This is a genomic window from Mesorhizobium sp. AR10 (genome assembly GCF_024746795.1).
Classification (GTDB): Bacteria; Pseudomonadota; Alphaproteobacteria; order Rhizobiales; family Rhizobiaceae; genus Mesorhizobium.
Window position 1 is genome coordinate 4,814,370 of record NZ_CP080524.1, and the last position, 24,159, is coordinate 4,838,528.

At 62.7% G+C, this 24,159-nt stretch carries 23 protein-coding genes; 8 read left to right on the forward strand and 15 right to left on the reverse strand.

Going from position 1 to position 24,159, the window contains the following annotated elements; genetic code table 11:
- Window positions 1-22: 22 nt before the first annotated feature.
- Together ppx and LHFGNBLO_RS26930 are read right to left on the reverse strand one after the other, a co-directional pair.
- A complete protein-coding gene (ppx, locus tag LHFGNBLO_RS26925; protein ID WP_258602316.1) occupies window positions 23-1,555 on the reverse strand; it encodes an exopolyphosphatase in 1,533 nt (510 codons plus the stop codon).
- Window positions 1,555-3,756, reverse strand: a complete 2,202-nt coding sequence (locus LHFGNBLO_RS26930; protein WP_258602317.1) for an RNA degradosome polyphosphate kinase — start codon at window positions 3,754-3,756, stop codon at window positions 1,555-1,557. The genes ppx and LHFGNBLO_RS26930 overlap by 1 nt, the downstream gene beginning before the upstream one ends.
- 145 nt (window positions 3,757-3,901) lie before the next feature.
- Between LHFGNBLO_RS26930 and LHFGNBLO_RS26935 the strand changes: the two genes are divergently transcribed.
- Complete coding sequence (locus LHFGNBLO_RS26935) at window positions 3,902-4,147, forward strand: zinc-finger domain-containing protein (protein ID WP_258602318.1); 246 nt, start codon at window positions 3,902-3,904, stop codon at window positions 4,145-4,147.
- 19 nt (window positions 4,148-4,166) lie between these two features.
- Window positions 4,167-5,390, forward strand: coding sequence for an FAD-dependent monooxygenase (locus tag LHFGNBLO_RS26940; RefSeq protein WP_258602319.1), 1,224 nt, complete (start codon window positions 4,167-4,169; stop codon window positions 5,388-5,390).
- Here LHFGNBLO_RS26940 and LHFGNBLO_RS26945 read toward each other — a convergent pair.
- From LHFGNBLO_RS26945 to LHFGNBLO_RS26965, 5 genes are all read right to left on the reverse strand, one after another.
- Window positions 5,381-6,049 (reverse strand): TIGR02117 family protein, encoded by a 669-nt coding sequence (locus tag LHFGNBLO_RS26945; protein ID WP_258602320.1) that lies wholly within the window; start codon window positions 6,047-6,049, stop codon window positions 5,381-5,383. The genes LHFGNBLO_RS26940 and LHFGNBLO_RS26945 overlap by 10 nt on opposite strands.
- 116 nt (window positions 6,050-6,165) lie before the next feature.
- Window positions 6,166-6,915, reverse strand: a complete 750-nt coding sequence (locus tag LHFGNBLO_RS26950) for an amino acid ABC transporter ATP-binding protein (RefSeq protein WP_031252160.1) — start codon at window positions 6,913-6,915, stop codon at window positions 6,166-6,168.
- A 75-nt stretch (window positions 6,916-6,990) separates the two neighbouring features.
- Window positions 6,991-8,148, reverse strand: coding sequence for an amino acid ABC transporter permease (locus LHFGNBLO_RS26955; protein ID WP_258602321.1), 1,158 nt, complete (start codon window positions 8,146-8,148; stop codon window positions 6,991-6,993).
- A 4-nt stretch (window positions 8,149-8,152) separates the two neighbouring features.
- Window positions 8,153-9,340, reverse strand: coding sequence for an amino acid ABC transporter permease (locus LHFGNBLO_RS26960; RefSeq protein ID WP_258602322.1), 1,188 nt, complete (start codon window positions 9,338-9,340; stop codon window positions 8,153-8,155).
- Window positions 9,341-9,403: 63 nt separating this feature from the next.
- The gene (locus LHFGNBLO_RS26965; RefSeq protein ID WP_258602323.1) at window positions 9,404-10,432 is read right to left on the reverse strand and encodes an amino acid ABC transporter substrate-binding protein; all 1,029 of its coding nucleotides are present in this window, start codon (window positions 10,430-10,432) and stop codon (window positions 9,404-9,406) included.
- 611 nt (window positions 10,433-11,043) lie between these two features.
- Between LHFGNBLO_RS26965 and LHFGNBLO_RS26970 the strand changes: the two genes are divergently transcribed.
- The 4 genes from LHFGNBLO_RS26970 to LHFGNBLO_RS26985 all read left to right on the forward strand — a co-directional run bounded on the left by LHFGNBLO_RS26970 (window position 11,044) and on the right by LHFGNBLO_RS26985 (window position 14,018).
- Entirely contained in the window at window positions 11,044-12,213 is a 1,170-nt protein-coding gene (locus LHFGNBLO_RS26970) for a cystathionine beta-lyase (protein ID WP_258602324.1), read from the forward strand.
- A gap of 185 nt (window positions 12,214-12,398) precedes the next feature.
- Window positions 12,399-13,076, forward strand: coding sequence for an RNA polymerase sigma factor (locus tag LHFGNBLO_RS26975; protein ID WP_258602325.1), 678 nt, complete (start codon window positions 12,399-12,401; stop codon window positions 13,074-13,076).
- Between the two features lie 99 nt (window positions 13,077-13,175).
- The gene (locus LHFGNBLO_RS26980; protein ID WP_258602326.1) at window positions 13,176-13,700 is read left to right on the forward strand and encodes a DUF4142 domain-containing protein; all 525 of its coding nucleotides are present in this window, start codon (window positions 13,176-13,178) and stop codon (window positions 13,698-13,700) included.
- A gap of 9 nt (window positions 13,701-13,709) precedes the next feature.
- A complete protein-coding gene (locus LHFGNBLO_RS26985) occupies window positions 13,710-14,018 on the forward strand; it encodes a cupredoxin family copper-binding protein (protein ID WP_258602327.1) in 309 nt (102 codons plus the stop codon).
- An 87-nt stretch (window positions 14,019-14,105) separates the two neighbouring features.
- On the opposite strand, the gene LHFGNBLO_RS26990 is transcribed toward LHFGNBLO_RS26985, so the two are convergent.
- The 4 genes from LHFGNBLO_RS26990 to LHFGNBLO_RS27005 form a co-directional block, all read right to left on the reverse strand.
- The gene (locus LHFGNBLO_RS26990) at window positions 14,106-14,963 is read right to left on the reverse strand and encodes a LysR family transcriptional regulator (RefSeq protein WP_258602328.1); all 858 of its coding nucleotides are present in this window, start codon (window positions 14,961-14,963) and stop codon (window positions 14,106-14,108) included.
- Between the two features lie 84 nt (window positions 14,964-15,047).
- Window positions 15,048-16,163 carry a branched-chain amino acid ABC transporter substrate-binding protein gene (locus LHFGNBLO_RS26995; RefSeq protein WP_413774649.1) on the reverse strand — a complete coding sequence of 372 codons (1,116 nt, stop codon included), beginning with the start codon at window positions 16,161-16,163 and terminating at the stop codon, window positions 15,048-15,050.
- A gap of 53 nt (window positions 16,164-16,216) precedes the next feature.
- Window positions 16,217-17,539 carry a serine hydroxymethyltransferase gene (gene glyA, locus LHFGNBLO_RS27000; RefSeq protein WP_258602329.1) on the reverse strand — a complete coding sequence of 441 codons (1,323 nt, stop codon included), beginning with the start codon at window positions 17,537-17,539 and terminating at the stop codon, window positions 16,217-16,219.
- 131 nt (window positions 17,540-17,670) lie between these two features.
- The gene (locus LHFGNBLO_RS27005) at window positions 17,671-18,594 is read right to left on the reverse strand and encodes a crotonase/enoyl-CoA hydratase family protein (protein WP_258602330.1); all 924 of its coding nucleotides are present in this window, start codon (window positions 18,592-18,594) and stop codon (window positions 17,671-17,673) included.
- Window positions 18,595-18,677: 83 nt separating this feature from the next.
- Here LHFGNBLO_RS27005 and LHFGNBLO_RS27010 point away from each other — a divergent pair, with 83 nt between their 5' ends.
- Window positions 18,678-19,262 carry a TetR/AcrR family transcriptional regulator gene (locus tag LHFGNBLO_RS27010; RefSeq protein WP_258602331.1) on the forward strand — a complete coding sequence of 195 codons (585 nt, stop codon included), beginning with the start codon at window positions 18,678-18,680 and terminating at the stop codon, window positions 19,260-19,262.
- A gap of 38 nt (window positions 19,263-19,300) precedes the next feature.
- On the opposite strand, the gene LHFGNBLO_RS27015 is transcribed toward LHFGNBLO_RS27010, so the two are convergent.
- The 3 genes from LHFGNBLO_RS27015 to LHFGNBLO_RS27025 form a co-directional block, all read right to left on the reverse strand.
- Window positions 19,301-20,527 carry an anion transporter gene (locus LHFGNBLO_RS27015; RefSeq protein ID WP_258602332.1) on the reverse strand — a complete coding sequence of 409 codons (1,227 nt, stop codon included), beginning with the start codon at window positions 20,525-20,527 and terminating at the stop codon, window positions 19,301-19,303.
- Between the two features lie 212 nt (window positions 20,528-20,739).
- Window positions 20,740-21,195, reverse strand: coding sequence for a hypothetical protein (locus LHFGNBLO_RS27020; RefSeq protein WP_258602333.1), 456 nt, complete (start codon window positions 21,193-21,195; stop codon window positions 20,740-20,742).
- 290 nt (window positions 21,196-21,485) lie between these two features.
- Window positions 21,486-21,737 carry a hypothetical protein gene (locus LHFGNBLO_RS27025; RefSeq protein WP_258602334.1) on the reverse strand — a complete coding sequence of 84 codons (252 nt, stop codon included), beginning with the start codon at window positions 21,735-21,737 and terminating at the stop codon, window positions 21,486-21,488.
- A gap of 275 nt (window positions 21,738-22,012) precedes the next feature.
- Here LHFGNBLO_RS27025 and LHFGNBLO_RS27030 point away from each other — a divergent pair, with 275 nt between their 5' ends.
- Complete coding sequence (locus tag LHFGNBLO_RS27030) at window positions 22,013-22,354, forward strand: hypothetical protein (RefSeq protein WP_258602335.1); 342 nt, start codon at window positions 22,013-22,015, stop codon at window positions 22,352-22,354.
- A 271-nt stretch (window positions 22,355-22,625) separates the two neighbouring features.
- Here LHFGNBLO_RS27030 and LHFGNBLO_RS27035 read toward each other — a convergent pair whose 3' ends face one another.
- On the reverse strand, window positions 22,626-23,984 hold the full coding sequence (locus LHFGNBLO_RS27035; RefSeq protein ID WP_258602336.1) for a sensor histidine kinase: 1,359 nt from the start codon (window positions 23,982-23,984) through the stop codon (window positions 22,626-22,628).
- Between the last annotated feature and the right edge of the window lie 175 nt (window positions 23,985-24,159).

A 24,159-nucleotide genomic window follows, 5' to 3' on the forward strand; every position in this document is an offset into this window, starting at 1 on the left:
GCTATTTTGACCGAACCAGGCTCTACTTCACCGAAACGCTCGGGCCACCCTCGACCGCCAGCACCAGCCGGCGGTTGGTGATCCGCGCCAGTTGCGCCAGCCTTCCGGCCGGCCGCTCGCCATAGAGATCAGACAGCGGCGCCGGCAGCACCAGCGCAAGCGCGCCATTGGGGCGGCTTTCCCATTTCAGCCTGGGCATGACGCCTGGCATTGCCGCCGTCAGCAGGTAGACGACACGCAGCAGTGCAGCCAACACGCGGGCGCGATCGAGGTAGCGCGGTGTCGCCAGCCCGCGGATTTCCGGAACGGCTTCGTTGAATACGCCCTCATGGCGAAACAGACCAACAAGCGCCAGGAAGGCGCGGCCGGGATGATCGACGCCGATGAAGGAGGCGTGAGCGATGATGTTGAGCGACTGCTTGCCGCGATACTCGGGATGGGCGCGCCAGCCGATATCGGCAAGCAGGCAGGCGGCCTGGCGGTAGCGAGCCTCGTCCTCGGTCTCGTCGATGCCGAAGGCGGCGAACGCCTTGCCGGTCCACTCGACAAGCTCATGCGCGTGGGTGACCGAACGCGAGCGCAGTCGGGCTAGTTCTTCCGAGGCCGAAATCAGCGGATCGGCCTTCTGCTCGGCCGCATCGAGCAGCGAATAGAGAAACCCCTCGCGCACGCCGAGCGCCGAGACGATGATCTTCGACGGCTGCATCGCCGCCATGATCTCCTGCAGCACGATAGCGCCATAGGGCAGCAGCGAGCGGCGGTTCTTGGAGACGCCCTCGATCCCCTTGACCTTCTCGATCTCGCCTTTCGCCACCTGCTTGAGGAAGTTCGCCGCACTGTCGGCTGAGATTTCGTAGTGGTGCATGACGCCGAGCGGATAGTTGCTCATTTCCATGTGCAGCCGGGCGAGATTTCGCCAGGTGCCGCCGACCGCATAGAACGCCCTGCCCTGCCCGCCTTTCAAGAGCTTCGCCCGCGCCAGTTCCTCGCGCGCGATCTTTGCCGCCTGGGCCAGCGAATTCTTGGCCATATCCTGCAAGCGCAGGCCGCCCAGCGGCAGCGTGATGCCGTCGCCGATCGCCTCACCGTTGACGTCGATCAGTTCGAGGCTGCCGCCACCAAGGTCGCCGGCAATGCCGTTGGCCGGATGGAAGCCGGAAATGACGCCGAGCGCCGAATAATGCGCTTCCTGGCGGCCGCTCAGCACCCGGATCTCGGTCTTGAGCACGTCTTCGGCGCGGTGGATGAAGTCGGGGCCGTTGACCGCCTCGCGAGCGGCGGCGGTCGCCAGCACATAAATGTGCTCGGCGCCGACCTGGTCCGACAGCGCACGGAAGCGCCGGAACTCCTCCATCGAGCGCGTTACCGCCTCGGGGTCGAGCTTTCCCGTCGAAACGATGCCGCGGCCGAGGCCGGCGAGCATCTTTTCGTTGAACAGCGTGGTCGGCGAACGCGCCAGCCCTTCATAGACGACAAGACGGATCGAGTTAGACCCGATATCGATGATGGACAGCGGTCGGCGGTCCTGAAGCCGGCCCTGGGACGTTGAAATCATCAGCCGGACGCTGCGGCGTTTTTCTTGCGGCGCTTGAACTGCGCGATGCGCTTGGGCGCATGCGACTTCAGCGCATCGCCACGTCCGGACAGGCTCGGATTGGTCATGAAGTATTCCTGCGCGTTGAACGGTTCCTCACCCTCCTCCAGCGTCACGCGCCGGGAGGTTCCGTCAGCCAATACGTCGAAACTTTGCTGGTTGTCCATGATGTTGCCCAGCATGATCTGGCCAAGGATCTGTTCATGCACAGTTGGATTGGTGATCGGCACCATGGTCTCGACGCGGCGATCGAGATTGCGCGGCATCAAATCGGCCGAAGAGATGTAGATGATCGCCCCGTCCGACGGCAGGCCATGTCCGTTGCCGAAACAGTAGATGCGGCTGTGTTCGAGGAAACGGCCGACGATCGACTTCACCCGGATGTTTTCCGACAGCCCAGGCACCTGCGGCCTCAGGCAGCAGATGCCGCGCACGACGAGGTCGATCTCGACCCCGGCGCGACTGGCGTCATAGAGCGCGTCGATGATGATCGGATCGACGAGCGCATTCATCTTCATCCAGATGCGCGCCGGCCGGCCTTCGAGCGCGTGGGCAACCTCATCGGCAATGTGCTTGAGAATGCGGCTTCTCAGCGTGAAGGGCGAAATGGCCAGCCGCATTTCATCGGTCGGCTCGGCATAGCCGGTGATGAAGTTGAACAGCTGGGCGACATCGCGGGCGATCGTCGGATCGGTGGTGAAGAAGGACAGGTCGGTGTAGATGCGCGCGGTGACCGGATGGTAGTTGCCGGTGCCGAGATGCACGTAGTTGCGCAGCTTGCCGTCCTCGCGTCGCACGACCAGCGACATCTTGGCGTGGGTCTTCAGTTCGAGGAAGCCGAACACGACCTGGACGCCGGCGCGTTCGAGGTCGCGCGCCCAGCGGATGTTGGCTTCCTCGTCGAAGCGCGCCTTGAGCTCGACCAGTGCCGTCACCGACTTGCCGGCCTCGGCGGCGTCGACCAGCGCGCGCACGATCGGGCTGTCATTGGAGGTGCGGTAGAGCGTCTGCTTGATCGCCACCACTTCGGGATCGGCCATCGCCTGGCGCAGGAACTGCACCACCACGTCGAAGGATTCGTAGGGGTGGTGGACGACAATGTCCTTCTCGCGGATGGCAGCGAAACAATCGCCGCCATGCTCGCGGATGCGCTCGGGAAAGCGCGGGTTGTAGGGCCTGAACTTCAGGTCGTCGCGGGCAACGGCAACGATCTCGGAAATCTGGCTGAGCGCCAGCGGACCGGTCAGAACGCTTATGCGGCTTGACGACACGCCAAGTTCGCCGCCGACGAAGTCGCGCAATTCGGACGGCATCAGTCTGTCGAATTCGATGCGGATGACCGAACCGCGGCGCCGCCGCTTCAGCGCCGTCTCGAACAGGCGCACGAGATCCTCGGACTCCTCCTCGACCTCGATATCACTGTCGCGGATGATGCGGAACGTGCCGGAACCCTTGACCTCGTAGCCTGGGAACAGCTTGCCGATATAGAGGCCGACCGCTTCTTCGAGCGGGATGAAGCGGACATGGTGCTTGCGGTCCGGCAGGCGGATGAAGCGCTTCAGCGCCACCGGCAGGCGCAGCAGCGCGCTCATCTCCTCGCCATTCTTGCGGTGGCGCAGTTGCAGCGCCATCGAGAAGCCGAGATTGGGAATGAACGGGAACGGATGCGCCGGGTCGATCGACAGCGGGGTCAGCACCGGAAATACCTGTTCCTGGAAATGGTCCTCGAGCCAGGTCTTCTCGTCCTTGGTCAGGTCATCGCGGGTGATGCTCTCGATGCCTTCCTTGTTGAGCAGCAGCATCAGCGCCGAAAGGCTCTTCTGCTGGTCCTCCTGCAGGCGCTCGACCTCGCGCAGCAGCTGTTCGAGCTGCTGCTCGGGCGTGCGGCCGTCCGGGCTTTTGAGCGTGATGCCCTCGCGCACCTGACCGGCGAGACCGGCGACGCGGACCATGAAGAATTCGTCGAGATTGGCCGCCGATATCGACAGGAAGCGGACACGCTCCAGCAGCGGATGGTTGAGATTCAGCGATTCCTCGAGAACGCGGCGGTTGAACTGCAACCAGGAAAACTCGCGGTTGACGAAGCGGTCGGGGTTGCCGCCTTCCGGGCGGGCCACCTCGACATTCACGAATTCGCTCTGCACCGGCTTCAGTTCGTTCATGATTCCTGCTCTTCCCGCACCGTCTGCCGGTTAACCGGCTTAACTTATCCTCTGACAGGCTTTTGCGACAGTTTCATTTCATCGATCTTGCAAAGAGACGGGTTATGATCCAGATGCAGAAGAGATTTGCGTTAAGGAGACGACGATGGCAGGCGGTTCCATTCCCCATTTCCAGAACGATGCGGGCCATCCGGCGATCGACATCGGCGTCAAGGAATTCATGTGCACCGGCGCCAATCCGCCTTTCGACCATCCGCATGTGTTTCTCGACATGGGCGACGACAATGAGAAGGTCTGCCCCTACTGCTCGACGCTTTACCGCTATTCGCCGAAGCTGAAGGCGACGGAAACACAGCCCCCGGGCTGCCTCTATCTCGACCAGGCCGCCTGATTCCCAGACGACAAGCCCAATGAACGACGCGCGGTCCCGGCAGGTCGTCATCGCCGGGGCGGGTGTTGCCGGGCTGACAGCCGCACTGGCCTTCGCCAAACGCGGTCATCCGGTCAAGCTTTTCGAACAAGCGCAGCGCCTCGAAGCCGCCGGCGCAGGCATCCAGCTTTCCCCCAATGCCACGCGCCTGCTTCGCCAGCTCTGCGTGCTCGACCGGCTGTTGCCGGCGGCGGTGCGACCGGAGGCGGTTGTGCTCAAGGACGCAGGAACATTGCGCGAGTTGGCACGGGTGCCGCTGGGACAAGCGGCCGAAACGCGCTGGCAGGCGCCCTATCTCGTCGCCCACCGCGCCGACCTGCAAAGCGCGCTGATGGCGCGCACAGCCGAGCAGCCCCAGATCGAGCTTGTCACCGGCGCCAGCGTTGGCAGCGTCGCCACAGGGCCGCACGGTGTCACTGCAACGGCCGAAATCGCCGGCAAGATCGTCACGGCAGAGGGCTTCATACTAATCGGCGCCGATGGCGTCTGGTCGGCGATCCGCGCACTTGGCAGGCTTTCGACCAGGAGCCGGTTTTGCGGCGAGCTTGCCTGGCGCGCCACGATCCCTGCAGACAGTACTGCCGGGACGGCCTTTGCCGCTGCAGGGGCCGCCAACTGTGTGACCACCTTCCTGCATCCCGGTTTCCATATGGTCGCCTACCCGGTCAGCAAGGGCGCCGCCTTCAACCTGGCCGCCTTCACCAAGGGCGAAAGCATCGCCGAGGGCTGGTCAGGCAATGCCGACACCAAGATCCTCGCCGGCGCCATGCGCGGCACCGCGCCGGCATTGGCCCGGCTGGTCGAGGACGCCGGCCGGTGGACGGCCTGGCCCATCCACACGGTCGACCAGAAACAACCCTGGACGAGCCCTGCCGGCATCGCGCTGATCGGCGACGCGGCGCATGCGATGACGCCGTTTGCGGCGCAGGGCGCGGCGATGGCAATCGAGGATGCCGTCACCCTCGCCGGCGCCATCGCCGCCTCGCCGGCCGATACTGCCCGCGCGCTTGCTGCCTGGGAGCAGGGGCGGCGTCCGCGCGTCGCAAAAGTCGCCCGCCGCGGTGCGGTCAACCGCCTCGCCTGGCACGCTTCAGGACCGGTGGCGATCGCGCGCAACCTGTTCCTGACGATGCGCTCGCCCGAAAAACTCGCCGCCGATCTCGACTGGCTCTATGGCTGGGAGCCCGCCGAGGCTCAATTGTAAAGCCGCATCGACAGGCCGAGCGAGGCCGGCAGCGGGTTCCACCAGCCGGTGCGCAGGCCGGCGACGCGCAGTGCCGACGCCGTCCAGGTGTTGCAGCCGACCAGCGCGTTGAAATGGCCGTTAGCTTCGTAGAAGCGGTCGAACCTGGAATAGGCTGCATCCGGGACAAGGATCGGGCCGTTCGGGCCCTGCTGGAAACTCGCCACGATGAAATCGAGCAGTGCCGTAAAACGCTCCTCGCCGATGTCGAAGCCGGTCACGTTGGGGCGCGGCTCGGGGATCTCGCCGGCGACATCGACATGCATCACCGAGGTGTCGAGAGTCAGCGCCTTGATCACCGGCACCGCCTTCAGCTCGGACCAGGTCGGCGTCTCCAGATAGAAGGCACGGCCGCCCCAGCCGAAGACGATGTAGCGGACCTCCGGACTGTCGGCGGGAATGCCGGCGTTGACCAGGAAATGGAAGCGCTTGCGCACGTCGTCATCGACCGGAATGGCGATGTCGGTGTGGATTGGATTTTTCAGTACCAGTATGTGGCGCGTGCCGGCGGGTGCCGCGGCTGCGGCCCGCCACAGCGGTCGCGGCACCAGCGTGCCGAGCGTCGCAGCAAGCGCAACCGCGACGACCAGCGTAGCGAGGATGCGCCCGAGTTTCCTCATGAGAACCTATCCTGCGATCAGTTGGCGGCGAGATGCGAGTCGACCTACTTTCGACCATAAACGCAAAAGAGCCCGGCCATGGTGTGGCCGTGCTCTCTTGATCTGCGTCGGATCGATCAGTGCAGGATCTGCGACAGGAACAGTTTTGTCCGCTCGTGGCGCGGATGGTCGAAGAACTCGGCCGGCGTGTTCTGCTCGACGATCTGGCCCTGATCCATGAAGATCACGCGGTTGGCGACCTTGCGCGCAAAGCCCATTTCGTGGGTGACGCAAAGCATGGTCATGCCTTCTTCGGCCAGACCAACCATTGTCTCCAGCACTTCCTTGATCATTTCCGGATCGAGCGCCGAGGTCGGCTCGTCGAACAGCATGATGCGCGGGTTCATGCACAGCGAGCGGGCGATCGCCACGCGCTGCTGCTGGCCGCCGGAAAGCTGTCCCGGATATTTGTTGGCCTGCTCCGGGATCTTGACGCGCTTGAGGAAGTGCATGGCGATTTCCTCGGCCTGCTTCTTCGGCGTCTTGCGCACCCAGATCGGCGCCAGCGTGCAGTTCTCGAGGATGGTCAGATGCGGGAACAGGTTGAAGTGCTGGAACACCATGCCGACCTCGCGGCGCACTTCGTCGATCTTCTTCAGATCGTTGGTCAGTTCCTTGCCGTCGACGATGATCTTGCCCTTCTGGTGTTCTTCCAGCCGGTTGATGCAGCGGATCATTGTCGACTTGCCGGAGCCCGAAGGGCCGCAGATGACGATGCGCTCGCCGCGCATCACCTTCAGGTTGATGTCCTTCAGCACGTGGAATTCGCCATACCATTTGTGCATGGCGATGATGTCGATGGCGACATCGGTGTCGGAGATGTGCATCTTGGCGGCGTTGACCTTGATCTCTTCCGCGCTGACGGCATTTTCTGTGGCCATGGCAGGTTCCCCTTTTTGTTCTTAGCGTTTGTGGCCGGTGTCGAGCCGGCGTTCCGTGTACATTGAATAGCGCGACATGCCGAAGCAGAACAGCCAGAAGACGAAGGCAGCGAAGATCAGGCCGGACCTGGCCGTCTGCGGCGTCGCCCAGTTGGCATCGGAAAAGTTCAGCTTGACCACGCCGAGCAGGTCGAACATGCCGATGATGTAGACAAGGCTGGTGTCCTTGAACATGCCGATGAAGGTGTTGACGATGCCGGGAATGACCAGCTTCAGCGCCTGCGGCAACACGATCAGGTTCATCTTCTGCCAGTAGCCGAGGCCGAGCGAATCGGCACCCTCATACTGGCCCTTGGGAATGGCCTGCAGGCCGCCGCGCACCACTTCGGCCATGTAGGCGGCGGCAAACAGCGACACGCCGATCAGCGCGCGCAGCAGCTTGTCGAAGGTCACGCCGGCCGGCAGGAACAGCGGCAGCATGACGCTGGCCATGAACAGAACGGTGATCAGCGGGATGCCACGCACCGTCTCGATGAAGACGACGCACAGCGTCTTGACGATCGGCATCTTCGAACGCCTGCCGAGGGCCAACACGATGCCGATCGGCAGCGACGCGGCAATGCCGACGAAGGACAGGCTGAGCGTCACCAGCAGGCCGCCCCACAGCGGCGTTTCGACATGCGGCAGGCCGAACATGCCGCCGACCAGCAGGACGAAGGCAAGGATCGGCATCGCCAGGAAGAACAGGAGGGCGTTCAACCCCTTGTGCGGCACGCGCGGGATGAGCAGCGGCACCAGCAACGCCACGAACAGGATGGCGACGAGGATCGGCCGCCAGCGCTCCTCGATCGGATAGCGGCCGAACATGAACTGGCCGAACTTGGCGTTGACGAAGGCCCAGCAAGCACCGGACCATCCGTCCGGCTGGATGCCGCCTTGCGCCACCGTGGCGCAGAAAGTGCGGTCGGTTCCGGTCCACTGGGCGTTGATGAAGGCCCAGTTGATGACTTGCGGCAGGATCATCACCACCAGCGCGATGCCGATGACGGTCAGGATGGTGTCGCCAACCGAGCCGATCAGGTTCTGGCGCACCCAGGCACCCGGACCGCGCACGCCGGCCGGGGGCGTCTGCGCCAACGCCATTTCGGTGCGAACCCAGGAGGTATCGTGTTCCTGCATGGCCCTACCTCTCCACCAGCGCCATCTTGGCGTTGACCACATTCATGACCGCGGAGGTCAGCAGGCTGAGTGCCAAGTACACGACCATCATGATCAACACGCACTCGATCGCCTGGCCGGTCTGGTTCAGCACCGTGCCGGCTGTCGCCGTCAGATCGGGATAGCCGATGGCAATGGCGAGCGAGGAGTTCTTGGTCAGGTTGAGGTACTGGCTGGTCAGCGGCGGAATGATGATGCGCATCGCTTGCGGAACGACGACGAGCCGCAGGATCGATCCAGGTCGCAAGCCGAGCGCTCCGGCTGCCTCGGTCTGGCCCTTGCTGACACCCATGATGCCGGCGCGCACGATCTCGGCGATGAAGGCCGCCGTGTAGCAGGACAGCGCCAGATAGAGCGACAGGAACTCCGGCTTGACCTGGAAGCCACCGGTCAGGTTGAAGGTCGATTGTTTTGGAAAATCAAAGGTCAGCGGGAAACCGCTCAGCGCGTAGGCAAGCAGCGGCAACCCGACGACAAGCGCCACTGATGTCCAGAACACCGGGAATTGCTGGCCGGTGGCCATCTGCCGCTGACGCGCCTTGCGGGCGACGAACCACGCCATGGCGATGCCGACAAGCAAAGCGACGAAGATCAACCAGGAGCCATCGCCCCAGACAGCGCGCGGAAAATAGAAGCCGCGCTGGTTGAGGAAGGAGCCGAACGGCAGGTTGATGCTCTCGCGCGGTATGGGAAGCACGGCAAGCACGCCGGAATACCAGAAGAAGATGACCAGCAGCGGCGGTATGTTGCGGAAGATCTCGACATAGACCATGCAGATCTTGCGGATCAGCCAGTTGCGCGACAGGCGGCCAATGCCGAGGATGAAGCCGATGAGGGTCGCAGTGACGATACCGACGCCGGCAACAATAAGGGTGTTGATGAAGCCGACGACGATGGCGCGGCCATAAGTCGAATCCGACGAATAGGCGATCGCGGTGTCGGAAATGTCGAAGCCGGCACGCCCCCTGAGGAAGCCGAACCCCGATGCAATGTGAAGCCGCGCCAGATTGTCGATGGTGTTTTGGACAATCCACCAGACGCCCGACACCAGCAAGACGACAACCACGACCTGGAAGAATATGCCGCGGACTTTCGGATCGTTGACGAAAGAAGCCCGGCTTGGCTCCTCGCGAAGAATTTCCTGCGATGCCATTCGACTATCCCCTGGAAAGAGAAACCGGGAGGCAGATCATCTGCCTCCCGGATCACATTTCGATCAGCGGATCGGCGGAGCGTATTGCAGACCGCCCTTGGTCCACAGCGCGTTGATGCCGCGCGCGATCTTGAGCGGGCTGCCCGAACCGACATTGCGTTCGAACATCTCGCCATAGTTGCCGACGGCCTTGACGATGTTGACGACCCAGTCGTTGGAGACGCCGAGATCGGTACCGATCTTGGTATCGGCTTCCTGGCCGAGCACACGCTTGATCTCGGGGCTTTCAGAGGTCTTCATCTCATCGATGTTGGCCTTGGTGATGCCGAGTTCCTCCGCCTGCAACAGCGCGAAATAGGTCCACTTGACGATGTGGTACCACTGGTCGTCGCCCTGGCGCACGGCCGGTCCGAGCGGCTCCTTGGAGATGATCTCGGGCAGCACGACGTGGTCGGCGGGTGCTCCGAGCGTCAGGCGGATGCCGTAGAGACCCGACTGGTCGGTGGTGTAGACGTCGCAGCGGCCGGCATCATAGGCGGCGTTGACCTCTTCCAGCTTTTCGAAGACGACCGGGTTGTACTCCATCTTGTTCGCCTTGAAGTAGTCGGCGAGGTTGAGCTCGGTCGTGGTGCCGCTCTGCACGCAGACGGCCGCGCCCGAAAGCTGTAGTGCGGAATTCACGCCCGGCAGCTTCTTGGCGTTGATCATGAAGCCCTGGCCGTCATAGTAGGTGACGCCGATGAAGTTCAGGCCGAGTGCTGTATCGCGATTGATGGTCCAGGTGGTGTTGCGCGACAGGATGTCGACCTCGCCCGACTGCAGCGCAGTGAAGCGTTCCTTGGCGCTGAGCGGCGTGAACTTGACCTTGGTGCCGTCACCGAAGACGGCGGCCGCGACCGCGCGGCAGAAATCCGCATCGATGCCTTGCCAGTCACCCTTGTCGTCCGGCGCCGAGAAGCCGGCCAGACCGGTCGAGACGCCGCATTGAATGAAGCCCTTCGCCTTGACGTCGTCGAGCGTGGCCGCTGACGCGGCCGAAGCTATCAACCCGAACGCGGCGGCTCCCAGAATGCCGAATGCAATTTTTTTCATGACCCACAGACCCTTTTCTGTTTTCAGGCAAACCCTGATCTTTTTCCCGTGTGAACGCAGCTCCCATTCCGGCCCATTACCGGAACCCCGCATCGTAACCGACGCGCTGCCTCCCATTCACGAACTGCATCGAAGGCGATTATTCCTGTGAGGTCAAGGGAAATGACCGAAACCGAAAGAGTTTGAAAACCAATTGCCGCAAATGCCTGAATTGCAGACAAGAGCGCCAGGAAATTAGCAAGCCGCGCAAACAAAATTGGCAACGTCCGATCAGCGCAAGTTCCGGCCGCGGCTGTGAAATCCGACCTCGGCATTACTCTGCGTTACTGCCTTTTGTCATGATGAATTGGCAGGGGCCTGTCCTTTGGCTCGACCAGCAGACTTGCGGCCGAAGTCCGGTGTCTGGCGGGGTGCAGGTTGGCGACACCGGGCACCTGCAGCGCTTTGATTCTGCGCATGATCCCCAGCGAAAATCGGTGCCGATTCTCAAGTCGTCCGGCAGCGCGCTCAAAATTGGCACATCCGAAGTCAGTTGCCTGGCGAGTGCCCGGCGGTTGCGCGGCCAATGCCGCCGCACTATGGCTAGCGCCTCACCACAGGGCGAAGAGATAATGGCAAAAGACGGCAGCGGCATGGGCATCAACACGCGGCTTACCCATTCAGGCAACAATCCGCACGACTATTTCGGCTTCGTCAATCCGCCTGTGGTGCATGCCTCGACTGTGCTCTTTCGTGACGCGGCCTCGATGGCGGCGCGCAACCAGAAATACACCTATGGCACGCGCGGCACGCCGACCACCGACGCGCTGGCCCACGCCATCGACGCGCTGGAAGGCTCGGCCGGCACGATCGTGGTGCCGTCCGGACTTGCGGCGGTGACGGTGCCGCTGCTGGCCTTCCTGTCGGCGGGCGACCATGTCCTGATCGTCGATTCGGTCTATCACCCAACCCGCAATTTCGCCGACACGATGCTGAAGCGCCTCGGCGTCACGGTTGAATATTATGATCCGCATGTCGGCGCCGGCATCGCGGCGCTGATCAAGCCCAACACCAGGGTGGTGTTCACCGAATCGCCGGCCTCCAACACGTTCGAGGTGCAGGACATACCGGCCATCGCCAAGGCGGCGCGTGCCGCAGGCGCGATCGTGATGATGGACAACACCTGGGCGACGCCGCTCTATTTCAAGCCGCTCGACCATGGCGTCGACATCTCGATCCACGCGGCGACGAAATATCCGGCCGGACATTCCGACGTGCTGCTCGGCACCGTGTCGGCCAATGAGGGCTGCTGGAAACAACTCTACGAGAGCTTCTGCACGCTTGGCTGCTGCGCGGGACCCGACGATGTCTACCAGGTGCTGCGCGGCCTGCGCACCATGGGCGTGCGGCTGGAGCATCATCAGCGCAGCGCGCTTGATATCGCCGGCTGGCTGGAGGGTCAGCCGGGCGTGGCGCGCGTGCTGCACCCAGCGCTACCCAGCCACCCCAACCACGCACTCTGGAAGCGCGATTTCTGCGGCTCGAGCGGCATCTTCTCGATCGCGCTCAAGGGCGGCACTCAGAAGCAGCAGCACGCCTTCCTCGACGCGCTCAAGATCTTCGGCCTCGGCTATTCCTGGGGCGGCTATGAGAGCCTTGCCGTGCCGGTCTCGCTTAAGGACCGCGTCGTCGCCAAGGGTCCTTATGACGGTCCGCTGATCCGCCTGCAGATCGGGCTCGAGGATGTCGAGGATCTTAAAGCCGATCTGTCGCGCGGGCTTGCCGCAGCAGCGGCCGCCTGAACAGGCGGGGACCTGCCAAGCCGATTCGGGAAACCGCGCGCAAGCTGCTGACAAGCCATCGGCGGAAGCGGTACGGTAGTCGCCGTCGGACCCCTGAAAAATCTTCGGGAACCTTTTGCCGACAATGCCGTCCAATGTCTTGATCGGGGGGTTCCGGTCAGGAGATCGGATTGAGGAAATTGGCCATGCCTGCTGTCTTGACGGCAATGCCCCTCGCCACCGGCGACATGCAGTTGGTGCGCCGTGCGCTGGCGCGCGAGGGCAATGCCTTCCGCACGATCATGGAGACCCACAACCAGCGGCTCTACCGTATTGCGCGCGGCGTCGTGCGCAACGACAGCGAGGCCGAGGACATCGTCCAGGAGGCCTATGTCAGGGCCTTTGCCCATCTCGACGCCTTTCGCGGCGAATCCTCGCTCGCCACATGGCTGTCGCGCATCGTCATCAACGAGGCGCTCGGCCGCCTGCGCAAAAAGCGGCGCACGGTGGCGGTCGCCATGCCGGACGCACCGCAAGCCGAGATCATCCCGTTTCCCCTCAACCCAAGCGACGATCCGGAGCGGACGATGGCGCAACGGCAGATCCTTTGGCTTGTCGAACGGGCGACCGACAATCTTCCCGATGTCTATCGGACTGTGTTCGTGGCGCGCGTCATCGAGGGGCTGAGCACCGAGGAAACCTCTGATTTGCTCGGCGTGCGCCCCGAAACCGTCAAGACCCGGCTGCACCGCGCCCGCGTGCTTGTGCGCAAGGCGCTGGACGACCAGATCGGCCCGGTGCTGCTCGACGCTTTCCCCTTTGCCGGACGGCGCTGCGAAAGGCTGACCGAAGCGGTGATGAAACGGCTTGGCCTGGAAAGCTGATTTCGCCGATTTCGCGGGAACGTTTACCGCCGCCCCGCATCCAATGACCGTCAACTGAAAACGATGCCCGGTGCCCCGCACTCGGGCGAAGGAGATGTCATGTCCATCAGATACACTGCCACGTTGGCCGCGCTGCTGTTGCTCGGCGCCGCCCCGTTTGCACAAGCCGCCGACAAGCCGACCGACCCGCAGATTGCCCATATCGCCTACACGGCCGGAGTGATCGACGTGGAAGCGGCCAAGCTGGCGATCGAGAAATCGAAAACCAAGGAAGTCGTGGACTTTGCCAATGACATGGTGCGCGACCACCAAGCGGTGAACGTGCAGGCGCTCGACCTGGTCAAGAAGCTCAACGTCACACCCGAGGACAACGCCACCAGCCAGGCGCTTACCAAGGCTGCCGCCGATGAACGGGCCAAGCTCGCCAAGCTCGACGGCGCTGCTTTCGACAAGGCCTATGTCGACAACGAGATCGCCTATCACAAGCAGGTCAATGGCGCGCTCGAAACCCTGCTGATCCCCTCGGCGGAGAATGCCGAACTGAAGAGCCTGCTTGAGACCGGCCTGAAGATATTCCAGGGCCATCAACAGCACGCCGAACATGTCGCCGGCACGCTGAAGTAAGGACAGACCATGTCGAAACGACATCTGTTGCTTGCATTGCTGCTGACGATCGGTGCCTCGCCGGTACGGGCCGAAACCATCGTGGTGACGATCGACAAACTGGTGTTCTCGCCAGCGACTGTCGAGGCGAAGGTCGGCGACACGATCGAGTGGGTGAACAAGGACGTGTTCGCCCACACGGCGACTGTGAAGGGCGGCTGGGAAGTGATGATCCCACCGAAAGCATCGGCAAGCCTGACGCTGCAAACGGCGGAAGCGGTCGACTATTTCTGCCGCTTCCATCCGAACATGAAGGGCCGTGTGACGGTGACACCTTGAGACGGGGTGAGCCGGAACGGATCGGCGGCGAAGCAACGCCGCCGACTGCTGTTTGCGACAGGCATGGAGTTGAAACCACGGTGACCGCTAGGCTTGCGAAAGCAGCCACTCGATCATTTGTGCCGCCTGGGCAGGCGGCCGATCGGGAGCGAGCACTTCGAGACTGAGGCCGCTCGGGACGCGCCGCTCCGGGAACGGCGCCACCAAAGAACCGGCGGCGAGCGCACGCGACACCAAGGCTTCATGCCCCATCAGCACACCGGCGCCGTCGATGGCGGCCTGCAGCGCCATGCTGTAGAGCGAAAACTCGGAGCCGGATTCGATCGACGGGCCTTTCACGCCAACACTTTCGAACCACAGGTTCCAGTCGCCGGTCCACGTGGTGTCCCATAGCAGAAGCTGCGAGGCGAGATCCGTGGGTGTTTTCAACTGTTCCGCCAAGGCAGGGGTACAGACTGGAAATATGACGTCGTCGCACAGCTTGAACGAGCGGCTGCCGTTCGCCCGGTGCCGCGTCAGGAAAATAGCGAGGTCAAACGGCTCCCGCCTGAAATCAGGTGGCTCCTCCAGTGCATGGATGGATGGCCGCAGGGCCGGAAGGGCGGCGCGAAGCGCCGGCAGACGCGGAGCCAGCCACAGCTGGGCGATCGATGGCAAGGCAGCGATGCTGACCTGCGGTCTCGGAGCCCAGATGCGCAGTTCCTGGACGGCAAGGCCCATGGCGTCGAATGCGGTGGAGAAAGCCGGAAGGGCCGCGCGTCCAGCCTCGGTCAAATGCAGCCCCTGAGCGTGGCGGACAAAAAGCGGGGAGCCAAGCCACGCTTCGAGGGCCTTGATCTGGTGTGACACCGCCGCCGGGGTAACGCCGAGTTCGTCCGCGGCCTTGGCAAAGCTCTCATGGCGAGCTGCAGCCTCAAAGGCGCGCAAAGTGTTGAGAGGCGGCATTCGAGGTCGCGGCGGATTTACGGCCATCGTCCGACGTTCCCGGAAAACGTCGGCGACCGGTGTGCGGCCGCCGACGCGATGTTTCTATTTGAGGGCGACCGGTGTCAGTTTGCCGTCGACCTTCTGCCACTCAAATACGACGAACCCCGGCTGCTTGATATCCCCCTTGTCGTCATAGGAGATCGAACCGAGCACGCTCGAGATGCCGGCGCCGGAGTGAAGGTAGACGGCAGCAGCCTTGGGATCATCGGCCTTGGCTTTGCTGATGGCCTCGGCAAGAATCTGCGTTGCGGCGTAGGCATAGAGGGTCACCGCTTCGGTGGGCACATTTTTGGCCTTCAGGTCCGCAACCGCGTCCTTGGCTTCCGCAAATGTTGCCGGGTCGGGGAACGACGTCATCAAGGTTCCAGCGGCGGCATCACCGCCGATGGCGCCGAATTCGCTGTTGGAGATGCCGTCGCCGCCCATCAGGATCGTGGTGACGCCCTGATCGTGCATCTGACGCACGATAAGGCCGGCCTCTGTATGCTGACCGCCATAGTAGACGAGGTCGGCTCCCGATTCCTTGATCTTTGCGACGAGCGGGCTGTAGTCCTTCTCGCCCGGGTTCACCTCCTCATGGAGAACTTCCTTGCCGCCGCCGACGTTGTAGGCCTTGGCCATTTCGTCGGCCAAGCCTTTGCCCGCGGTCGACTTGTCGTCGACGATTGCGATCTTCTTGTCCTTGAAACGGTCGAGAATGAATTTGGCGGCGATCGAGCCCTGCTGATCGTCGCGCCCGCACGCCCTGAAAGCGTTCCACAGGCCGCGCTCCGTTACCATCGGGTTGGTGGCCGTCGGCGTGACGAACAGAACGCCGTTCTCCGCATAGACCTCGGAAGCGGGAATGGTGACGCCCGAATTATAGTGCCCGACGACATAATGTACGCCATCGGCGACGAATTTGTTGGCGACCGAAACGCCCTGTTTTGGATCGGAGACATCGTCACCGACCGACACGGCAAGCTTCTGCCCGAGAACGCCGCCATTGGCGTTGATGCGTTCGACCGCGGTTTCGACACCGACGCGGTACTGTTCTCCGTAAGCGGCGTTCGGCCCCGACATCGGGCCTGCGACGCCGAACACAATATCCGCCCTCGCAGCGCCGACAGCAGCAGCTGTCATAAGGGCAGCAGTCATCATCTGCACGATCATGCGCATTTTATTCCCCTGTTTTTAGAGAAAGACGGGCTTTTTTCCCGCCGCTTCAGGCGTCAGTTCACAAAATGAAGTTTGTTGAACCGGCGCCGGAATGCCGTGACATCTGCCGCGACCTGTTCGCTGGCATCATTGCCGCGCAGCCCCCTGGCAATGAGAGCCGCGAGTTCCGGCATGTCGTCTTCGGTCATGCCCCAGCGGACGATCTCGGGCGTACCGAGGCGCAACCCGTTCATGTCGCCGTCAACCGCGTCTATGGGCAAGCCGATGCCGCAGGTCAGAATGTTGGCCAGCCGCAACTTCCTTGCCGCCGCCTGGCCGCCACCGAACTCGGCCGCCTTGATGGCGAACTGGTGGGATGTCGTGTAGCCCTTGCCGGTCGCAAACACCGGCAGGCCGCGATCGGCAAGACCGTCCGCCAGCGCCTTTGCGGTTCGAGCCATCGTCGCGGCGTAGGCCTTGCCGTGATCTTTCCAGTCGAGAAGGGTGATGGCCAGCGCTGCCGACTTGGCGGCATCGAAATTGGCCGTCATGCCGGGAAATGCAATCCTGTCGAGCTTTTCGGCGATGGCGGCATCGTTGGTGACGATCAGCCCGGACGCGGGACCGCCAAGGCTCTTGTAGGTGCTCATGGTCATGAGATGAGCGCCCTCCTCCAGCGGCTGCTGCCAGGCGTGCCCGGCAATCATGCCGCACAGATGCGCCGCGTCGAACAGAACCAGCGCGCCGACCTCGTCGGCGATTGCCCTGATCTCGCGAATGGGATGGGGCAGCAGGTTGAGGCTGCTGCCGATGGTTATCATCTTCGGCCTTATCGATCTGGCCAGGTCGCGCAATTTGCCGATGTCGACGGTGTAGCCGTCGGCATCAACCGGAGCGGTGTGGATATCGAGCCCATAGAGCCCGGCGCAGCCGGCCATATGGTGGGTTACATGGCCCCCGATTGCCGGCGAAGGGACAATGATGCTGTCGCCTGACCGGGCTGCAGCCATGAAGGCATAAAGGTTGGCGATCGCGCCGGATGGGACCCGGATCTCGGCATAGCTGGCACCAAAAACTTCGGCCGCGAGTTCCGCCGCGATCACCTCGATCTGCTCGATACCCTCCAATCCCATTTCATACTTGTCGCCGGGATAACCAAGCGACGGGCGCGACCCCAGGCCGGAAGCAAGCGCCGCCTCTGCCTTCGGGTTCATCACATTGGTCGCCGGGTTGAGGTTGATGCAGTCGGCCTCGTGGATCGAACGGTTCAGCTCGATGCCACTGTCGATTGCCGCCATGACGGCATTGGTCTTCTGACCGCTCGTCTTCTGCGCCATCTGCTGGGCAAACTCGTCGCAATGCGATGGAACCCAGGGCCTGCGAGCGAGAGCGACCATAGATGCCTCCTTTGCCAACCGCCGACAATACGGCTGCGAATAGCGCCTAAGGTGGAGCCGTCGGTCGCCATGGCGCAAGCGAGTAGTTCTAGCGCCTAGGCTTAGGAAAATCAGGTCTACCCTCCCCGCGCCTATTTGGAGGGTCGCTTCCATCCAGACATAGAAGGCCATGTGGCGGCGACGGCGGCCCCTTGATCCCGGTCGGCAAGCCGGTCTTGCTCCAGCGACGCTCGCCGTGCTTCGTCCGGCCGGGTGATGTGCGTCCACGAACCGCCATAGCTTGGCGCTCGGCGGGCGATCCAGGCATCCAGCCCCTCGCGCAGATCAGCGGTCGGGACCATGCGGGCGAACTGTTCGGCCTCGACCAGCAAGCCTTCCGCAATACTCTGGTTGAGGCCGCGCGCCACCGCGGTGAGGATACTGGCGACCGCCAGCTGCGAATGCCGGGAAATGCGCTGAGCGAGATCAAGTGCAGCCGGCATCAGGTCGCCATGCGGCACCACCTGGTTGACGAGGCCGAGCTCGAGCGCGCGTTGCGGCGAGAACGTCTCACCGGTCAGCAGCAGTTCGAGCGCCCGCTTGCGCCCGGCCAACCTCGGCAGGCGCTGCGTGCCGCCGAAGGTTGGGGGCATTGCGAGGTTGATTTCGGGCTTGGCGAACAAGGCGCGTTCGCTGGCAATGGCAAGCGGCACCGCCTCGGTGATTTCGCAACCGCCGCCAAAGGCAAGGCCGTTGACGGCGGCGATAACGGGTTTGCGGAAGGCTTCCAGCCTCGCCGTCAGTCGCTGGCCGCGCATGACGAAGTCGCGCAGGGCGACATCGGCGCCATGCGCCACGCTTGCCGAGAATTCGTGGATGTCGCCACCCGCCGAGAACGCCCGCTCGCCCGCGCCAGTGAGAATGACCGCGCGGACAGAACCATCAATCTCGACGGCGTCGAGGATCGCCAGTAGCCGGTCGATCAGCGCGTAGTTCAGCGCATTGAGTTTTTCGGGGCGATTGAGGGTGAGGATGGCGATGCCATCGCGGGTCTCGGTCAGAACAGGATCGGTCATTTGGCTTCCTTTCCAGCTTGCGTGGCGGGAAAGGATCAGGCTTTCGATTGCTTGTATATTCACTAGTCGGTATACATAGCGCCATGCCTGAGGCAACCAGCCCCACCCGCAAACGCATCGTCGATGCCGCCACGAAGCTCTTTTATGCCGAAGGGATAGGCCGCGTCAGCGTCGACGCCGTCGCCGAAAAAGCGGGGCTGACCAAGCGGACGCTCTACTATCATTTCAAGAGCAAGGACGACCTGATCGCCGCCTATCTCGATGGCCGCGATCAGCCCAATCTGAAGCAGATGGCCGGCTGGTTCGATGCCGCCGAAGGAGGTGCGGACCGCAAGGTCGAGGCGATCTTCACCAATCTGGCGCGTGTGGCACGCCATCCCAGGTGGAAAGGCTGCGGTTTCCTGCGGACAGCGGCGGAACTCGCCGCCATGCCTGGACACCCGGCGGTCAGGGCCGGGTCGCGGCACAAGGCGAAATTCGAGACATGGCTGGTTGCGGAACTATTGGGCCGAGGCATAGGCGAGCCGCAGATTCTGGCGCGCGAAATCGTCCTGCTGATGGACGGCGCCTTCTCGATCATGCTGATCCACCGCAACCCCGATTATATCGAGGCGGCCGGGCATGCTGCTGCCACGCTTGTTCGGGCGAGATCCCTGAGCAGGGACTGACTACGGCTTCGTAGGGATGCTGCAGCGGTCCGCAACAGTTAGAACCCGAGCGCCAACCAAGCCGTCCCAGCGACAAGCGTGATCAGCGTCAACGGCAGCCCAACCCTGAAGAACGCACCGAAACTGAGAACCGTGCCGGCGCGCCGCGCCTGCTCGGCAACGATCAGGTTGGCAACGGACCCCAGCAGCGTGAAATTGCCGGCCAGGGTCGAGCTCATGGCGACGACCAGCCAGGCGCGATCCGGGTTCTCCAGGCCCGGGATGAACGGCCTGAGCGCCAGCACGGCCGGCACATTGCTCATGATGTTGGACAGCACCGCGGTGAAACCGGAGAGGCGCCAGACATCGTCCAGTCCGAGGCTTTTCGCCGAGGCAATGATGTCGGGGGTGAGCAGCCTCTTTTCGGCACCGGCAACGACGATGAACAGGCCGGCGAACATGAACAGCAGCGGGCCGTCGATCTCGCGATAGATGCGCGCCGGCTTGATGGCACGGGTAACGAGAAGAATGGCGCCGCCGATGAGAGCCGCCTTGGCGACTGATACCCCGGCGAAGAAAGCTATCGCCAGCCCGATGCAGACCACCACTGCCTTCAACACCTGCCCCGGCAGCATGCGGCCGCGATAGACTTCGGGGCTGAGTTCCGCCTTCCGCTCGAATTCGGCCCTGTAGACGATGCGGACGATGACGATGACGGCGACGAGGCCGAACAGCGCGACCGGGGCGAGCGCCGCCGAGAAGGCCGGATAGGAAATCCCCGACAGCGCGCCGATGACCATGTTTTGCGGGTTGCCGGTGATGGTGGCGACGCTGCCGCAGTTGGACGCCGTGGCGGTGGCGATCAGATAGGGGATCGGGTTGCGGTTGATGACGCGGGTAACGTGGACGACGATCGGCGCCATGACCAGGCAGATGGCGTCGTTGACCAGGAAGGCGGACAGAACGCCGGTCAACAGCGTCACCATCACCAGCAGCATGAAGGGCGCATGCGCGTGCTCGATGGCGTAGCCGCCGAGCGCGCGGAAAGCGCCCGACACTTTCAGGTGCGCCACCACGATCATCATGCCGAGCAGAAGCGTGATGGTGTCGAAACTGATGGCGCGGTAGGCGTCCTCCATGCCGAGCGCGCCGATGGCGATCATCGCCGCACCGCCGAGCAGTGCAATGCCTGCCCGGTCGAGGCGCAGTCCAGGTATCCTGCCAATGGCAACGCCGGCATAGGTCAAGACAAGGATAAGCAGTGCCGCCGCGCCCATCAAAGTCATACACAAAAAGTCCTGTTCAAGCTTGCCCGTCCCGGCCGCAGCAGGACCTGTCCCAGCAAGCATTTCCTCGCGACCTTTGGCAAGCCGCCGGCAAAGCGAAAGCGTCGATGGCGAAATATCCCAGAAACGCAAAAGGCCCGCCCCGGCGAACCGGAGCGGGCCTTGCAGTGATCGGGAAAGTGCCTTTGCGGCACTTCCATCTAGCTATGGCCTTAACGGTTGGCCGTCTTGATCAGCAGGCACAACGCGCGCAGATCGCTGTCGTAGCTGCCTGAGTTCAGGATATCGACGCAACGCAGCTTCATTTTCGCCAACTGGCTGTTCGACATGCCGGCAATGACGCTCGGCAGTGCCGGATCGGCGGCCGGATTCGCCGGGTTGGCCGGGTTGGTTCCAATACCGACGCCGACGCCCGCGGCGACGCCATTGCCGATACCAACACCGGCACCGACACCAACGCCACCCGCACCGCCGACTGTCGCACCGAGGCCGGCATTGACGCCACCTGCGCCGCCAATGGAGGCGCCAGCACCGGCGTTGACACCGCCGCTGCCGCCAACGGACGCGCCTGCGCCGACGCCAATTCCTTGCGCACTTGCGGGCATGCCAAGACCGGCCAGAATGGCACTGGCCGCCAGTGTCCTGGCAATCTTGTTCACGATGTTCATGATGCTCTCCCTGGGTTTGCCTGAAGCAAGCCGGATCTCCGGAATGCATGGAGAAGCAACAAGGATTGATAATTTTAGTTGCAGCTAATTAAAGTGCACCTGCTGGCTTGGTTACGGACTTGCCGGTCGATTGATGAAAGTTAGAGACGAACTGGCGGGAAATGCGGCCAGAGGTCAAACGGAAGTGCGAGAGGCAAGACCTGACAGGGGTGGCATCACGACGCCAAGGCGAGCGCGCATTTTTTCCGCCATGCAGGCGTAAACACCGATGGCGGCATGGCGACTGGCGGCTAGTCGCTGCCGGACGATCCGTCGGCAACACCGTCGCCGTTCGCAACGTTGGTCAGAATTCCAAAATCCTGCGACTTGGCCCCTGCTCCTGCCGTCAGGAACCCGTCGGCATCGAGGCCACGCCGCAGCAGTTCCCTGACGGCTGCCGACCGGCTCGGCATGCGCTTGTCGAACCGCCAGTTTTCCAGCGCCGTCAACTCATCGGCGGTCAGCATGATCTGCAGTCGTTCGGGTCGTTCCAGTTCGGCCATCTGTGCCTCCAGCCTCCAAGACCAAAAGTACGGTGAGTTAGTATGTGTCTCACTACCAGTAAAATTAGGATAAGCCGCACTCGACGTCAAGCCCGACTGATGGGTGACCGGCGTACATTGCCAACGATGAAGATCAAGCGTTGATTGCGTGACCAACAAATTCTGCTAACTAATTGATTTTATTTGTTAATATAAGAAATAGCTCTTGCCATGGGAAAACGCGAGGCGCATGCTGAATCGTGAGGGACAAACCGTTCCTGAAAGGGAGGTTTTCCATGCGATACAAATACTCGGATCATCTGCTTGCCGACGTATACTCTCAGGTCCAGGCCGCACGAGGCTCCCGTGGAATCGTCAATATCGCTGCGGTGGCCGAGGATGTGCGGCTTCGAAATCTCGACGAAAACGTCGCGCTGGAAGACATCGAACACCTTGTCTTACAGGCGGCCCAACTTTATGGGGCGGTCATGGAATTGGACAGCCTGGTCTCCATCGACATGGCGACGTTCAGTTTGCTACCGGAGACCCAACACGCGCTGTCCGGGAACGGTAGCGTCGACACCACCGAGGACAGGGCTATTCCGTTCGGCCTACGTCAGTCGGACCAGGTGCAATAGGTCGCGCCGAAAAGCCCGCCGCCTCCCCCCGAGGCAGCGGGCCCTTCGAACGGCCAGTGAGGGCATGGAAGAACTGGCCGTCGCGAGTGCTCATCCGCTGATCGCACCCGGTTGCGGGGGTGTCATTAAAGTTTGACATACTGGAAGGAAAAAGCCCGAATCGTCACCCGCTTCGGAGGCGGTCGCTACCTGTATCTTTGCTGCGACAGAGACCAAATTCAAAGAGAGCCGCGCAATTCAAAGAGAACCGCGCACGGGCACGAGGGCTCGTTCACTCGGCCATAACATCGGCGAGCGAGGTCTGGACGAAGCGCAACGGCGCTTCGAGCGTCCAGACAACGCCTTCCCTATCAAACTCCAGCCGTCCGCTGCCGCTGAGTGCCTGGGGTGCGACCCGTTTGAGGACGACCGATCCAAACCCACGACGTGTGACCTCGTCCACAATCGGCCCACCATGCTCCCGCCAAACCAGGCGAAAGATCTCGTCGCCCGCGGCAGTGGTCACCGCCCATTCTATTTCGACCTGCCCGCCATGGCGGGACAGGGCTCCGTGTTTCGCCGAATTGGTGGCCAGTTCGTGGAACGCAATGCCGAGATACTGCACGGCGTTCGGCTGCAGCATGACAACCGGTCCGGCCATCGACAGGCGAGCCTGCATTGCGAAGGGCTTGATCTGCGCCTCGACCAGTTCGCTGACCGTTGCGCCGCGCCATTCGGCGTTGACGAGAAGGTCGTGGGATTGTGAGAGCGCCATGATGCGCTCCCTCACCTGTCCGAGGAAAGCCTCTGGCGTGCTGGTCAGCTTGCTGGTCTCGCGGATCATCGAGATGATGACCGAGTACTGGTTCTTCACACGATGGTTGACCTCGCGCATCAGCAGGCGGATGCGCCGTTCGCTCTCCTTGTGAGAGCTGATGTCGCGCGCGATCTTGGAGGCGCCGATGATCCGGCCGATACTGTCGCGGATCGGCGAGACGGTCAATGATACCGGGATGAGCCTGCCGTCCTTGCGCAGGCGGACCGTCTCGTAAGACGGCACGCGCTCACCAATGCGTATGCGACTGATGATCAAGGCTTCCTCGTCGAGATGGTCGAAAGGAATGAGCATCGTCACCGGCCGGCCAATCGCTTCGGCTGGCGTATAGCCGAACAGGCGTTCGGCCGCATCGTTCCAGCTGGTGATGATACTGTTCAAGTCTTTCGAAATGATGGCATCCATCGACGATTCGACAATGGCGGAGAGCCTTATGCGGGCCTCGTCGGCCTGCGTCTGGCTGCGCAGATCGAGCAAGGTGTTGATTGCACCGACAATACCACCCGCCTCATCGCGAAGCAGGACAGGATGGGCGCTGAACGGGATGAGCTGACCGTCCGGCCGCTCGGCGATGGCCTGGCCCCAGCGAACATCGCGCTCTTCGAGCAAGGCAACCGCCATCGGACATTCGTCATGCGCCATCGCCCGGCCATCGAGATGACGGAGCTTCCAGGAACCGCACCACTGATCCTCACCAATAACCGGACGATGCCCCCAGAGGTCGGCTGCAGCTTCATTGAAGAAGGTGATACGGCCTTGTCTGTCCGTGGTGTAGACGGCGACCGGTATCGCCTGCATCAGATCGACGGAGGGCACCCCTGGAACCCCGGCCCCCGTTTGTTGGATAATGTTCACGTATCCCCCGCCCGCTCGAATTCTAACGGATTGCAGCCAATGCTAAAATGCGCATGAGGGATTTCGGTTCCCGCCGCACCTTTCGGCGCGGCGGGCAGCCAGTCAGCGGCGGCCCATCGCAACCCCGCGCCACAGC